Source organism: Pseudoxanthomonas koreensis (assembly GCF_041890415.1).
In the GTDB taxonomy this organism is placed as follows: domain Bacteria; phylum Pseudomonadota; class Gammaproteobacteria; order Xanthomonadales; family Xanthomonadaceae; genus Pseudoxanthomonas; species Pseudoxanthomonas koreensis_A.
Window position 1 is genome coordinate 915,717 of sequence record NZ_CP169056.1, and the last position, 13,323, is coordinate 929,039.

General features: G+C 68.4%; 15 protein-coding genes. 6 read left to right on the forward strand and 9 right to left on the reverse strand.

Going from position 1 to position 13,323, the window contains the following annotated elements; translation table 11 throughout:
* Nucleotides 1-16: 16 nt before the first annotated feature.
* Together sufB and ACEJ41_RS04255 are read right to left on the reverse strand one after the other, a co-directional pair.
* Nucleotides 17-1,483, reverse strand: a complete 1,467-nt coding sequence (gene sufB / locus ACEJ41_RS04250; protein ID WP_374013549.1) for a Fe-S cluster assembly protein SufB — start codon at nucleotides 1,481-1,483, stop codon at nucleotides 17-19.
* A gap of 17 nt (nucleotides 1,484-1,500) precedes the next feature.
* Nucleotides 1,501-1,950, reverse strand: a complete 450-nt coding sequence (locus ACEJ41_RS04255; RefSeq protein WP_374013550.1) for an SUF system Fe-S cluster assembly regulator — start codon at nucleotides 1,948-1,950, stop codon at nucleotides 1,501-1,503.
* Nucleotides 1,951-2,215: 265 nt separating this feature from the next.
* Between ACEJ41_RS04255 and ACEJ41_RS04260 the strand changes: the two genes are divergently transcribed.
* Nucleotides 2,216-2,683, forward strand: a complete 468-nt coding sequence (locus ACEJ41_RS04260) for an SET domain-containing protein (RefSeq protein WP_374013551.1) — start codon at nucleotides 2,216-2,218, stop codon at nucleotides 2,681-2,683.
* A gap of 58 nt (nucleotides 2,684-2,741) precedes the next feature.
* Here ACEJ41_RS04260 and ACEJ41_RS04265 read toward each other — a convergent pair whose 3' ends face one another.
* From ACEJ41_RS04265 to ACEJ41_RS04280, 4 genes are all read right to left on the reverse strand, one after another.
* Complete coding sequence (locus tag ACEJ41_RS04265) at nucleotides 2,742-3,278, reverse strand: hypothetical protein (RefSeq protein WP_374013552.1); 537 nt, start codon at nucleotides 3,276-3,278, stop codon at nucleotides 2,742-2,744.
* Between the two features lie 50 nt (nucleotides 3,279-3,328).
* Nucleotides 3,329-3,643: a DUF3861 family protein gene (locus ACEJ41_RS04270; protein ID WP_374013553.1), complete on the reverse strand. Its 315-nt coding sequence runs from the start codon at nucleotides 3,641-3,643 to the stop codon at nucleotides 3,329-3,331.
* A gap of 106 nt (nucleotides 3,644-3,749) precedes the next feature.
* Entirely contained in the window at nucleotides 3,750-4,340 is a 591-nt protein-coding gene (locus ACEJ41_RS04275; protein ID WP_374013554.1) for a M23 family metallopeptidase, read from the reverse strand.
* Nucleotides 4,341-4,454: 114 nt separating this feature from the next.
* Nucleotides 4,455-5,414, reverse strand: a complete 960-nt coding sequence (locus tag ACEJ41_RS04280) for an HNH endonuclease (RefSeq protein WP_374013555.1) — start codon at nucleotides 5,412-5,414, stop codon at nucleotides 4,455-4,457.
* A gap of 125 nt (nucleotides 5,415-5,539) precedes the next feature.
* Here ACEJ41_RS04280 and ACEJ41_RS04285 point away from each other — a divergent pair, with 125 nt between their 5' ends.
* The 3 genes from ACEJ41_RS04285 (at nucleotide 5,540) to ACEJ41_RS04295 (ending at nucleotide 7,516) form a co-directional block, all read left to right on the forward strand.
* Complete coding sequence (locus ACEJ41_RS04285; RefSeq protein ID WP_374013556.1) at nucleotides 5,540-6,556, forward strand: NAD(P)-dependent alcohol dehydrogenase; 1,017 nt, start codon at nucleotides 5,540-5,542, stop codon at nucleotides 6,554-6,556.
* 235 nt (nucleotides 6,557-6,791) lie between these two features.
* On the forward strand, nucleotides 6,792-7,013 hold the full coding sequence (locus tag ACEJ41_RS04290) for a DUF4287 domain-containing protein (RefSeq protein ID WP_374013557.1): 222 nt from the start codon (nucleotides 6,792-6,794) through the stop codon (nucleotides 7,011-7,013).
* A complete protein-coding gene (locus tag ACEJ41_RS04295; RefSeq protein WP_374013558.1) occupies nucleotides 7,010-7,516 on the forward strand; it encodes a hypothetical protein in 507 nt (168 codons plus the stop codon). Before ACEJ41_RS04290 ends, ACEJ41_RS04295 begins: the two co-directional genes overlap by 4 nt.
* On the opposite strand, the gene ACEJ41_RS04300 is transcribed toward ACEJ41_RS04295, so the two are convergent.
* Nucleotides 7,463-7,702: a hypothetical protein gene (locus tag ACEJ41_RS04300; protein ID WP_374013559.1), complete on the reverse strand. Its 240-nt coding sequence runs from the start codon at nucleotides 7,700-7,702 to the stop codon at nucleotides 7,463-7,465. The genes ACEJ41_RS04295 and ACEJ41_RS04300 overlap by 54 nt on opposite strands.
* A gap of 52 nt (nucleotides 7,703-7,754) precedes the next feature.
* On the opposite strand from ACEJ41_RS04300, the gene ACEJ41_RS04305 reads away from it, so the two are divergent.
* Nucleotides 7,755-8,069, forward strand: coding sequence for a DUF1153 domain-containing protein (locus ACEJ41_RS04305; RefSeq protein ID WP_202841310.1), 315 nt, complete (start codon nucleotides 7,755-7,757; stop codon nucleotides 8,067-8,069).
* On the forward strand, nucleotides 8,069-8,887 hold the full coding sequence (locus tag ACEJ41_RS04310) for an IS3 family transposase (RefSeq protein WP_374013560.1): 819 nt from the start codon (nucleotides 8,069-8,071) through the stop codon (nucleotides 8,885-8,887). Before ACEJ41_RS04305 ends, ACEJ41_RS04310 begins: the two co-directional genes overlap by 1 nt.
* Here ACEJ41_RS04310 and ACEJ41_RS04315 read toward each other — a convergent pair.
* Entirely contained in the window at nucleotides 8,876-9,394 is a 519-nt protein-coding gene (locus tag ACEJ41_RS04315; protein ID WP_374013561.1) for an HNH endonuclease, read from the reverse strand. The genes ACEJ41_RS04310 and ACEJ41_RS04315 overlap by 12 nt on opposite strands.
* A 364-nt stretch (nucleotides 9,395-9,758) precedes the next feature.
* On the reverse strand, nucleotides 9,759-12,719 hold the full coding sequence (locus tag ACEJ41_RS04320) for a TIM-barrel domain-containing protein (protein WP_374013562.1): 2,961 nt from the start codon (nucleotides 12,717-12,719) through the stop codon (nucleotides 9,759-9,761).
* Nucleotides 12,720-13,323 lie beyond the last annotated feature (604 nt).

Below are 13,323 nucleotides of genomic sequence, written 5' to 3' on the forward strand. Positions count from 1 at the left end.
CCTGCAGGAAAAGTGGTCAGCCGACGCTGCCTTCCAGGCTGACTTCCAGCAGCTTCTTGGCTTCCACCGCAAACTCCATGGGCAGTTCGCGGAACACCTGCTTGCAGAAGCCGTCGACGATCATCGAGACCGCGTCCTCCTCGGAGATCCCGCGGGTGCGGCAGTAGAACATCTGGTCCTCGCTGATCTTGGAGGTGGTGGCCTCGTGCTCGACCGTGGCGCCCGGGTTGCGCACCTCGATGTAGGGGAAGGTGTGGGCGCCGCACTGCTTGCCGATCAGCAGGCTGTCGCACTGGGTGTGGTTGCGCGCACCGTCGGCGTTGCGGTCCACCTTGACCAGGCCGCGGTAGGTGTTCTGGCCGTGCCCGGCACTGATGCCCTTGGACACGATCTTGGACTTGGTGCGCTTGCCGATGTGGATCATCTTGGTGCCGGTGTCGGCCTGCTGGCGGTGGTGGGTCAGCGCCACCGAGTGGAACTCGCCGGAAGAATCGTCACCCAGCAGTACGCACGACGGGTACTTCCAGGTGATCGCCGAGCCGGTTTCCACCTGGGTCCAGATCACCTTGCTGCGCGCGCCGCTGCACAGCGCACGCTTGGTCACGAAGTTGTAGATGCCGCCGACGCCGTTCTCGTCGCCCGGGTACCAGTTCTGTACGGTCGAGTACTTGATCTCGGCATCGTCCAGGGCGACCAGCTCGACCACCGCGGCGTGCAGCTGGTTCTCGTCGCGCATCGGCGCGGTACAGCCTTCCAGGTAGGAAACGTGGCTGGAGGCCTCGGCGATGATCAGGGTGCGCTCGAACTGGCCGGTGTGGCCGGCGTTGATCCGGAAATAGGTGCTCAGCTCCATCGGGCAGCGCACGCCCTTGGGGATGAACACGAAGCTGCCATCGGAGAACACTGCCGAGTTCAGCGCGGCAAAGTAGTTGTCGCCGTGCGGGACCACCGAGCCGATGTACTGCTTCACCAGCTCCGGGTGCTCGCGGATGGCCTCGGACATCGAGCAGAAGATGATGCCCTTGTCGGCCAGCTCCTTGCGGAAGGTGGTGCCCACCGATACCGAGTCGAATACCGCGTCCACCGCCACGCCGGCCAGCTTGGCGCGCTCGTGCAGCGGCACGCCGAGCTTGTCGTAGGTGTCCAGCAGTTCCTGCGGCACCTCGTCCAGCGACTGGTACTTGGGCCCCTTGGGCGCGGAGTAGTAGCTGATCGCCTGGAAGTCGATCGGCGCGACCTTCAGCTTGGCCCAGTGCGGCACCGGCATGGTCAGCCAGCGGCGGTAGGCGTCCAGGCGCCAGTCGGTCATCCACTCCGGCTCGTCCTTCTTGGCCGAGATGGCGCGGATGATGTCCTCGTCCAGGCCTGGAGGCAGCGACTCGGACTCGATCTCGGTGACGAAGCCGGCGTCGTAACGCCGGCCAAGCCGCTCCAGGATCTCTGCGTTCTGGGGGGGAGGGGAGGTGGTGACTTCGGTGGCCATTCGGGCTGCCTGCGGGGTCAATTGGTGATGCGCAAGGCGATCTCGCGCCGTCGCGCCGGTGGGGGCGGGGGGCGCAGCATCTGCGCCAGGGTCACCTTGCGCAAGGCGTCGGCGACCACGTCGTTGATCAGGAGCCAGTTGGCGCGGACGCCGCACTGGTCGGCGATGCCGCACTGGCTGTCGTGCTGGCTGCACTCGGTCATCGCCAGCGGCCCTTCCATCGCTTCCACGATTTCGATGAGACTGATGTCGGAGGCGGCCCGGCTGAGCCTGTAACCGCCGCGCACGCCGCGCAGCCCTTCCACCAGGCCGGCCTGGGCCAGCGGCTTGAGCAGCTTGCTTACCGTGGGCTGTTCCAGGCCGGCGTGCTCGGCCAGTTCGGCCGCGCTCAGCACCTGGCCCTGGCGTGCGGCGAGCACGGTCAGGACCACGGTTGCGTAATCGGTCAGCTTGTTGACGCGGAGCATGGGCGGCCGGTTTCGGCTAAAGCGTACCGAAATTGTACTCTTTCAAGATCGCCGGGCCAAGCGCAGGGTGTGACCGGCACCTGACCAGCTGCGGCCACGCCGGCAATCGTGCGGCAGGCAGCGGTGCGAGCGGCCGCAGCCGATGCCATGCAGGTTGGCGCGGCGCTTCGAATGCCGGTGCATGCCGCGCCGCGCATGCGCAATGGATGGTGCCGGCGCGCGGCATCGGCGAGAATCGGCCGCGTCCTCGTCGTCCGGAACCCGCATGTCCCGCAAGATTGCCGCCCGCAAGTCCCCCATCCATGGCAACGGCGTGTTCGCCGTGGCGCCGATCCGCAAGGGCGAGCGCGTCATCGAGTACAAGGGCCGCCGCCGCAGCCACGAACAGGTGGACGCCGATGTCGGCGGCGACGTGGAGAGCGGCCATACCTTCCTGTTCACGCTCAACGACGACTGGGTGATCGATGCCACCTACCAGGGCAACGACGCGCGCTGGATCAACCACAGCTGCGATCCCAACTGCGAAGCGGTGATCGAGGAGCACGACGGCGAGGACCGGCGCAAGGACCAGGTCTTCGTCGAGGCCGTGCGCGCAATCGCGCCGGGCGAGGAATTGACCTACAACTACGGCATCACCCTGGCCGAGCGGCATACGCCGCGGCTGAAGAAGATCTGGGCCTGCCTGTGTGGCTCGCCCAAGTGCACGGGCACGATGCTGCAGCCCAAGCGCTGAGCCTGGCGTCCCGCCGGCGCCGGCACGGCGGGCGCGAAGAAGGCCGGCTGGGCCGGCTTCAGTCCAGCCGCGGGTGCAGCTCGGCCGAGGTGATCTCCCAGCCGTGGCCATCGATCCGCAGCCGCATGCGGTAGTGGCCCTCCAGCACCTGCGCCCCGGCAGCGTCGTTCAACCGCAGGCGCACCGGGACTTCGACCGCGCGCGGCGGGTGTTCGCGGTCCAGTGCGACGGGCGGGCCGGTGTCGATCCGCATCGCGTCCGGCTGCGACCTGGCGCGCAGGGCGGCATCGCCGGGCGCCCGGCCCGGGTCGCCGCGGGCCCAGAACGTGTCGGCAGCGGCGTGGTCGCCGCCGGGCAGCAGCGACAGGTAGGCGTGCAGGATGGCGGCCGCTTCGCGCGGCCCCGGCGGAGCATCGGCGACGGCATCGGCCGCCGGTGCGTCCGGTGCCGGCGTGGCCGCGGCCGCCGGGGTGCCGTCAGCGGGCCGGACCGGGTCGTCCTGGTCCGGCGCGGGAATGCCGGGCGGGCGGCTGCACGAGCACTGCGCCAGGGGCAGCACCAGCAGTGCCAGTACCAGCAGGTGGACGTTGCGCATGCCAGGGTCCTCGCCAAGGTCGGGCGAGCATAGCGCGGGCGCCGGCTGCCTCAACCCTCCTGCGCGGTGCGTTCCAGGCGCTCGACCAGCCGTGCCAGCGGCGCGCGCAGCTCCTGCAACGGATCGTCCGGCAGTCCGGGCCGGTGGCGAGCCAGCGCATCAAGCAGGCGCGCGCCGATCACCAGCGTGGCGCGTTCGTCGCCGGCAAGCCCGGGCAGGCGCTGGGTGCCTTCGACCATGCGCAGCCAGTCATCGCGCCCACCCGCGGGCTGTTCGAATTCCAGGCTGCAGCGGCCGGGACTGGGAAGGCCGCCGGTGTCGATCGGCGTGACCGTGATGCGGTAGCGGTTGGGTTGGGACGCCATGGTGCGCCTCCGGGAATGGGGGGATGCATCCAACATAGGTGCGCGTGGCGGTTGCGACGAGGCCCGCCGCCACGATGGTCCGTTCCATGCCGCGCCCCGGGTGGGTTCAGGGCGCGGCGCGCAGCCGTGGCAACGGGTCCAGTGCCCCGTCCGCGCCGTAAATGCCGTAGTGCAGGTGCGGCGGCGTGCCGCGCGCGTTGCCGCTGTCGCCCACCGTGCCCAGAGGCGTACCGGGCTGGACCACGTCGCCCACGGCCAGGCCAGGTGACCATGCTTCCAGGTGAGCGTAGTAATGGCGTTCACCGGCCGGCCCCAGTACCCACACCTGGCGCCCGCCCAGGCCGCGGTCGCGCACCGCCACAACCACCCCACGCGTGGTGCTTCGCACGGCGGTGCCACGGGGCGCGAAGATGTCCACCCCCTCGTGGCGGCGGTCGCTGCCCCGCGGAGCGCCGAAAGTGGCGGCGATCTGCGACGCCCGTACCCCGTCCACGGGGACCGGCTGTGCCTGCGGCGCGGGCATCCGCGACAGTTCCCACAGCAGGCGCGGCCGCTCAAGCACGGAGTGGCGCCAGGCCCACAGGGCGACGAAGGCCACCGTGGCCAGCAGCAGCAGGCGCCAGGCGATGCGTGCCAGCCGGCGCGCGCGCGTCGGGCCACGTGGTCCGGCGTGACCATATCCGGCCGATGCAGTCATGGGCCGACTATCGCAGCCGTGGTGCGCAGGCCTGGTGATGGCCCGCGTTCCCCCGCCTGGAAGACCATGAACAGCGGGAACGGCACCGACGTCCTGGGTCGGGCCGAGGGAACATCAGTACAGCGCCGGAGCAAAGAGCTCCGAGATCGGATCTTCGATCTTCCTGAAAGCGGTCTCGAAAACCGCGTTGCGGTGGTACTCGAGATAGGCCGTCTGCTTCGCATCAAAGCCGCCGCAACGCCGCCCGTTGGTCAGGTCCAGGCCGATCCGGCTGGTGACGTCGGACGGAAGGTGGGACGAGCGCACGAGCGCGCCGTTGTCCTCGAAGGTGATCCATCCGCGGTCGAAGAGCAGGTCGGCGTGGGGCGTCAGCAGCAGGCCGTTGGCGCCATCTACCCGCTCGGTGCCGCTGGCGCACTTGGACCAGGGCTTGATATGGCTAGCCCGCAGGAAGCGCAGGTCGGCCACGCCGGTCAGGCGGCAATGCTTTTCCACGTTCAACAGCCTGCGCTTGAACAGTGACTGCTTGACGCGGATCTCCTGCACCTGCCGGGAGACCGTGGTGGACAGGTCGATCTCCGGCAGGACGCCGTCTGCAACCTTGCGCTGGAACGGATCGAAGTCGTCCTCGACGGGCTTGAGCTTGAAGACGATGGCCTTGCGGAGCGCGCCACTCGTATCCGGTACGCCATGTTCCTCGTAGGCGTGGATGAAACGGAACTCGCCCCAGAATCGATAGGGCTGGCCCTTGCCGAGGCTCTGGAAGATGAGCAGCCTGCGGTTGTGCTGCAGGTGTTCGCGGATCGCGCGGTTGCCGCGGCTGTCCTGCATGTCGCCGGACTGGCCTTCGCCGTAGTAGTGGAGGATGTTCTCGCCATCCTCCTCTTCCCAGTGGTCGCGGTAGCCGTGCTGCGACCCGGCTTCCCCGGTGAAAAGGATGACGAAGGGAGAATTGCTGGGCGTGGAGATCCCACCCTGCATTTGCCCGCCGAGGGCGCCATGGATCTGCTGCCGGCGATTGTAGAGCGCGCCGACTTCGAAGGGCAGGTCCGTGGGCAGCTGCAGCCGGGGCATGGGCTCCAGGATACCGCTGCGCCTGGCCAAGGGAATAGCTTCCAGCTGCGTCGTTGGCTCCCGTCACTGCCATCTGCGCGTCAGCAACGTATGGTTGCCGTCGTTCCCGAGTCGGAGGACCCAACATGACCACCACCTACCGCGCCTGGGCCGCCCCCAAAGCGGGCGCCCCGCTGGAACCTTTCGAGTACGACCCCGGCCCGCTGGGCGCCGACGAGGTCGAGATCACCATCGAGCACTGCGGCCTGTGCCACTCCGACCTGTCCATGCTGGACAACGACTGGGGCTTCACCGCCTATCCGTTCGTGCCCGGGCACGAGGCGGTGGGGCGGGTGACGGCGCTGGGGGCGAACGCCAGGGGCGTGGCACCGGGCCAGCGCGTGGGCCTGGGCTGGAACACGCACAGCTGCCTGCATTGCGAGCAGTGCCTGGCAGGGGAGCAGCACCTGTGCCGCGAGGTGCAGGCCACGCTCGCCGGGCGCCACGGCGCCTTCGCCGAGAAGGTGCGGGCGCACTGGGTGTGGGTGGCGCCGCTGCCCGTGGGCCTGGAGGCGTCGGAATCCGGGCCGCTGCTGTGCGGTGGCATCACCGTGTTCGCGCCGCTGCGCGAGCTGGGCATCGCGCCCACGGCGCGGGTCGGGGTGATCGGCATCGGCGGGCTGGGGCACATGGCGCTGAAGTTCTGCCGCGCCTGGGGTTGCGAGGTGACGGCGTTCACCACCAGTGCGTCCAAGGAAGAGGAGGCGCGCGCGTTCGGGGCGCACCGGGTGGTCACCACCGGCGATGCAGCGGCGCTGAAGAAGCTCGCCGGCACCTTCGACCTGATCATCGACACGGTCAACGCGGCGCTCGACTGGCCCGGCCTGATGGGCGCGCTGGCGCCGAAGGGGCGGCTGCACGTGGTGGGCGTGCCGCTGGAGCCGGTGGCGGTGCCGGCGTTCTCGCTGATCTCCGGGCAGAAGTCGCTGTCGGGTTCGCCCACCGGCTCGCGCGGGGCGATCGACAGCATGCTCGGCTTCGCCGCCCGCCACGGCGTGGCGCCGCAGACCGAGCACTTCCCGATGAGCCGAGTGAACGAGGCGCTGGATCATCTGCGCGCCGGCAAGGCCCGCTACCGGATCGTGCTGGACGCCGACTTCTGAGGATCAATGCCCCGGGGGGAGGGGTCGTCCCCGGAGCGGCGACGATCCTGCAAGCGCGGGAGAGGGCAGTAGACGGGTCCGTCACCCTCCTGGGCGGCCGCGGGGCCAGGGGAGAGCCTCCGGCGGGTTCATGTTTCCCGGCTGCCGTGCCTTGAGGGCGCCTTCCTGTGTCATGTCGAACCTCCGGGTGTCCGTTCGTCGTAACGACGACATCCCCGACACCCAGGAGCCAGTCATGAACACAGAGACGAAAGCCCGCGGTCCCGCATCGTATTTCCCCTCCATCGAGAAGACCTACGGCCAGCCCGTCGCGCACTGGCTGGCGATCCTGGAGCAGTCACCGGGACTCCGGCACGGCGAGCTGGTGGCCCTGCTCAAGAACGTGCATGGGCTGGGCCACGGCCACGCCAACGCGCTGGTGGCGCATCACCGCGCCACCAGCGGGAGCGGGGCATGAAGCTGCTCTACAGTCGCAATCCCAATCCGCGCCTGGCCGTGGCGGCAGCGCGGCAGGTGCGCGCGCCGGTGACGTTCGAGTTCGCCGCGCCACTCGCACCCGGGCAGGCGGAACGCTACCGCCGCCTCAACCCGGCGCTGCGCGTGCCGATCCTGGTGCTGGACTACGGCAGCAGCCTGTGGGAAGCCGACGCGATTGCCTGCCTGCTGTCGCGTGAGGCGGGGTCGTCGTTCTGGCGCTGGGGCGCCGCCGAGCCTGGGATGATCCAGTGGATCAGCTGGGGCAAGGAGAACTTCGTTCGCGCCTGCGACACGGTCCAGTTCCAGTACGTGACCACGCAGCGCTATGGCCTGGGTCCGGTCGACCCGGTCGAAGTGGCGAACGGCCTGGCAGAAATGGGGTCAGGTTTATTTTCCGGACCTAGGCTCGCCCTCAGTGAGTGGCCGCGGCTAGTACAGCGCCGGAGAGATCAAGTCCGAGAGCGGATCTTCGATCTTCTTTAAGGTGGTCTCGAACACCGCGTTGCGGTGGAACTCGAGGTAGGCCCTTTGCTTCTCATCAAAACCGCCGCAGTGACGGCCGTTGGTCAGGTCCAGGCCGATCTGGCTGGCGACGGCCGCCGGCAGGTGGGATGAGCGCACAAGCGCGCCGTTGTCCTCGAACGTAATCCAACCCCGATCGAAGAGCATGTAATGACCCAGTGATTTCCTGCTCAGGTGCTACCTTTCGAAGGAGAGCACGATGAGCCAAGTGATGGACGAAGAGATCAAGCGTTGGACGGCCCGGCGCAAGTCGGCGCTGGTGCTGGAGATCATTCAGGGCAAGACGACAGTGGCCGAGGCGAGCCGGCAGTTCGACCTCACGCCCTCGGAGATCGAGAGTTGGGTAGACGATGCCAAGCGCGGCATGGAGAACGCGCTGCGGGCCAAGCCCGAGGATGTCCGGGAGCAGTACGAGCGCCAGCTCAAGGACCTGCAGGAAGCCTACGGCGAGGCCATGCTGGAGCTGCGTGCCCGAAAAAAATTGGCGTCCCTGTTGGGCAAGGACGAGACCTGATGGTCTCGATCCAGCAGGGACTGCGGGCGGACGGGTTCGTGGTGTCGATGGCCAGGCTGTGCCGCTGGTTCGGGCAGCCGCGACGCACGGTCTACTACAAGCCGACCAAGGCGCCGCCGACGGTCCGGGCGGAGCTGGCCGAGCCGATCAAGGCGCTGATCGAGGAAGAGCCGTCATTCGGCTACCGCACGGTGGCGGGGCTGCTGGGAATGAACAAGAACACCGTGCAGCGGATCTTCCAGCTCAAGGGCTGGCAGGTGCGCAAGCGCGCGATCGGCCACCGCCCCCGGATCCAGGCACTGCCATCAGTGGCCACGTCTCCCGACCAGCGCTGGGCAACCGACCTGTGCCGCATCTGGGGCGGTCGTGATGGCTGGCTGACCCTGGCCCTGGTGATCGACTGCCATACCGGACAGTTGTTGGGCTGGCAGCTCTCGCGCAGTGGCAAGGCCAGCACGGCGGCGGCCGCGCTGGAGCAGGCGCTGATCACTCGTTACGGCACGCTGGGACGCGTGCCCGTGCCGTTCCTGCTGCGCTCGGACAATGGTCTGGTGTTCACCAGCCGCCACTACACCCGGCTGGTCCGCAGTTATGGCCTGAGGCAGGAGTTCATCACCCCGCACTGCCCGCAGCAGAACGGGATGGTCGAGCGAGTGATCCGCACGCTGAAGGAGCAGTGCGCGCACCGGCACCGCTTCGAAACCCAGCAACACGCTATGCGGGTGATCGGCGACTGGATCCAGTTCTATAACCACCGGCGCCCCCACCAAGCGCTGGGCATGAAAACCCCCGCCGAGGCATATGCCTTAGCGGCCTGACCTGTGCAGGAAGTCCTGGGTCATTACAAGCAGGTCGGCGTGGGGCATCAGCAGCAAGCCATTCGCACCGTCCACGCGCTCGGTGCCGCTGGTGCACTTGGACCAGGGCTTGATATGGCTGGCTCGCAGGAAGCGCAGGTCAGCGACTCCCGTCAGCCGGCATTGCTTCTCCACGTTCAGCAACCTGCGCTTGAACAGGGATTGTTTGACCCGGATCTCCTGCACCTGCTGGGCGACCGTCGTCGACAGGTCGACCTCCGGAAGGATGCTGTCCGCAATCTTGTGGAACGGATTGAAGTCGTCCTCGACAGGCTTGAGTTTGAAGACGATAGCCTTGCGGAGCGAGCCCTTCGTATCCGGAACGCCATGTTCCTCGTACGCGTGGATGAAGCGGAACTCGCCCAGGAACCGATAAGGTTGGCTCTTGCCTAGGCTCTGGAAGATGAGCAGCCTGCGGTTGTGCTGGAGATGTTCGCGGATGGCGCGATTGCCGCGGCTGTCCTGCATGTCTCCATCCTGGCCCTCACCGTAGTAGTGGAGGATGTTCTCGCCATCTTCCTACTCCCAGTGATCCCGGTAGCCGTGCTGCGAACCAGCTTCCCCGGTGAAGAGGATGACGAACGGCGAACTACTAGGCGTGGAGATGCCGCCCTGCCGCTGTCCACCCAGCGGGCCATGGATCTGCTGGCGGCGGTTGTATAGAGCGCCGACTTCGAAAGGCAGGTCCGTGGGCAGCTGCAACCGTGGCATGCGGTCCAGGATAGCGCGGCCCACAGCCCTCACGGCCAAGTTGGCAGGCAAGCGTTCGGTGCCTGGAGGCCAGACAGGGCCTGGTGCCCGGCGCGACCCCCCACCGCAGCCTGCACCACCCTCAGAAGCGCACGCTTCCCGCCCGACCGTCGTAGGTGACAACACGATCCGGCGGCGATTCTTGCAGCCCGCCCGCTTTGCCGGGTTCGACCAGCACGATCCGCAGTTCACGCCGCTCGACCATGCCCGGGAACCGGCCCTGCCGCTCGCCCAGCGAGAGTGTGCGGGCCGCGTCGTCCCATGCGAGTTCGTAGCGGGCGGATTCGCCGCGCTCGTAGGCGTAGGTTTCGTCGTCGTCTTCGTAGACGGTGAAGCGTGCGTCGCGGCCGGGGTAGATGCGGATCTCCATCGGCGCATCGGGCCGCTCGGTCGCGTACTGCATCACCGGGCCCATCGGCACGATCGAGCCGGCGCGCACGTACAGCGGGATGAGGTCCAGCGGCGCCTCGCGCGCCACCACCTGGCCGCCGCGCAGCAGTTCACCGGTCCAGAAGTCGAACCAGTCACTGCCCGCGGGCAGGTAGGTCTGCACCGTCAGGTCGACCTGCTTCGCCGCCTCGCGCTCGGCCTCGCGCTGGCGTGGCGTCTTCCAGGCCAGGCGCAGGGCGCGGTCGGCGGCGCCCTGGAAGTATTCGATCCGCACCGGCACGCGCTGCCCCTGGCGCAGCGCGACCTGGGTGCCCTTGTAGCGCCTGGGTCCACTGTTCCAGTCGTCCACCCGCCTTTCGCCAGCCACGTACAGCCGGAAGCCATCGTCGCCCTCGAGGCCGATCTCGTACTCGCCGTCCTCCGGCGCGACCAGCTCGCCCTCCCAGCGCGCCGAAAACCCGTCCAGGCTCGACAGCCCCGGCGGGAACTCCGCGAGCGGCGGTTCCGGCCAGGTATGGTTGAGGGTCGCGTCCACCACGCGTCCCTTCGCCACGTCGAAGTCCGTGCCTTCGAAGTACTGGCCAGCCAGTCCCGGCGCGCCATCCGGCGTCCGCAGCGCGCTGGCCGGGATCGTGTCGCCGGGCTGCGCCTGCTTGTGGACCATCGCGTGCACCACCGGCCGCACCAGCAGGGCCGGGCCGAACAGAAACGCATCGCGGATGTCGTGCGTTCGCGTGTCGTCGGGGAAGTCGAACGGCACCGGGCGCATCAGGGTGGCGCCGGCGGAGGTGACCTGCCAGCTGGTGCTGTAGATGTAGGGCAGCAGGCGGTAGCGCAGGTGCACCGCATCCAGCAGCGCCTGGTACATCGGCGGGTCGATGGTCTTGAACAGGTACGGCTCGCGCTCGATGCTGGTGCCGTGGACGCGCATGATCGGGTTGAAGGCGCCGAACTGAAACCACCGGGTGAACAGTTCGCGATAGGCGGGATTGTCCGGGCCGCCGGGAAACTCGGTGACGAAGAATCCGCCGATGTCCTGGGTCCAGTACGGGTTGCCGGTCGCGGTCACGCTCACGCCGCCGCTGACCTGTTCGGCCAGGGTCTTCCAGCTGGCGAAGATGTCGCCCGACCACGACGCGGCCGCGGTGCGTTGCGCGCCCGCCCAGGCCGACCGGCTCAGCGTGAACACGCGCTTGTCTCCGGCGGCGCGCTGCGCCTCGTATGCGCCAAGCGTGGTCACCAGCGAATAGGGGTTGAGGTAGCGCGAGAAGTCGCCCAGCGCGTTGCGGCCCAGCGACTTGATGTCGCGCCCGTTGTCGGCTGCGTCCCACGCCGCGGTGGTCACCTCGACTTCGGTGCCGTCCATCCACAGCGCATCGACCCCGCGATCGAGCAGGCCCCGGCGGGCGTGGTCGAAATAGATCTTCCGGCCGAGCGGGCTGTATGCGTCGTAGATCCGCGCCCGCTTCGAGATCCAGTGCAGCGGTTCGAAGCGCAGGCCGTGGCGATCGAGCTCGCGCGCCAGCGCGGTGTCGTTGCCGACCGAGGGCCAGATCGAGACCATCAGCTTCAGGTCCAGGTCGTGGATCCTGCGGATCATCGCGTCGGGGTCGGGGAAGCGCACCGGGTCCCAGATCATCCCGCTCCAGGTGCCGTCCTTGTCCGAGCCCCAGTACTGCCAGTCCTGCACGATGTAGTCGAGCGGGAAGCGTTCCCTGCGGAAGGTTTCCGCCACTTCCACCAGGCGCGCCTGGGTGGGGTAGCGCTCCTTGCTCATGAACAGGCCGAAGGCCTGTTTCGGATACATCGGCGCGGGCCCGGTGAGGCGGCGATAGGCGGCAACCACGCCGTCCAGGCTGTCGCTGCCCATGAAGTAGTAGTCGACGCCGCCCGGGGCGCTTTCGGCCCACATCGACGCGCCGCGTGCGTCGTCCTTGAAGCGCATCGCCGAGTACGTGTCCCACAGCACGCCGTAGCGCCGGGTGGACACCATCACCGGGATCAGGATGCCGGTGTTGGTCTGCACCAGCTCCACCTGCGTGCCGCGGCGGTTGATGCCGGCATCGGAGGTGTAGCCGAAGCCGTAGAGCGCTTCATCGGGCGCGAGCGAGAACACGTTCTCCACTTCGTAGCTGGGGCCGGCGCCCGCGACGTCGGTGTCCGTGATCGACTGCGGCGCGGTGGCGTGCTCCCGCGTGTACACGCGCCCGTCGCGGTCCAGGAAGGTGAGCGCGCCGTTGGACTTGCTCACGTTGACGACCAGCCTGTCACTGGTGAGCGTGAGCGTGCGCGCGTCTTCGGTGAGGTCGAACGACACCTCGGGCGGCACGTCCACCACCACCAGGCTCGGCGCAGTCCAGTGGTTGCGCCCGTGGTTCGCGTTCACGCGCACGATGTCGGGGCCGTGGAACAGGACGTTCTTGGTGATACCGCCGACCTGGATCTGCACGCCGGCCTGCAGCCGCGTGTAGCCGAACGCGCCATCCGTTCGCGCGCCGACCCGTTGCAGGTGACCGTTCGCGTCCAGGCCGGTCTCGGTCGCTGCGGCCACCCGCGTGGACCGACTTGAAGGCGCGTCGTCGGAGCCTGCCGCTAGCGATGGCACCTGCGAGGCACCGAGCACGGCCAGCAGCATCAGTATGGAAACTCGCATCCGTCGGTGTCCTCGCCGTGTATCCGGTCTTCAGTGACGCCGGTTCTGGCCCGCGTCACGCCGTTTCGTCATGAAAACGCGGTTTCGGCGGGAGGTCAAGCCGGTGTCGGGTGGGCGGCGGACGCGCCACGCGGGAGCGCGACCGCGATTTTCTGGCGCGCGAGCCGGATTGGTCGGGGCGTGCGTGGCATTCGGTCGCGCGCGACGCGGAACGGGTTGCGCGCAAAAGGAATCGCGTTGCGCGCAAACAGAATCGCGTTGCGCCCAACGGCTTCCGGGCCGACGCCCGCCTGGCGTCGCTTGCAGCCGAATGCCCCGACCCTCACGCGCGACCCAAATCTGCTCGCGCGCAAGCAGGATCCGTCTGCGCGCGACCGAACGTGGTTTGCGCGCAAGGCTCCCGGTCTTGCGGTCGGCACGTCGCGCCTTGCGGGCAAGCGGCGCCGGTTAGCGGCCGGCGGAGAATGAGTGGCGCATGGCATTCGGTGCATCGCGCGCAAGGGTTTGGGCTTCGCGCGCGAGCGTCCGCACCTTGCGCGCGAGGCATGCGTGTGTGCGCAGAAGGCTGCGACTGTCGCGCACGCGCTCCGGCGCCCCTGGGTCC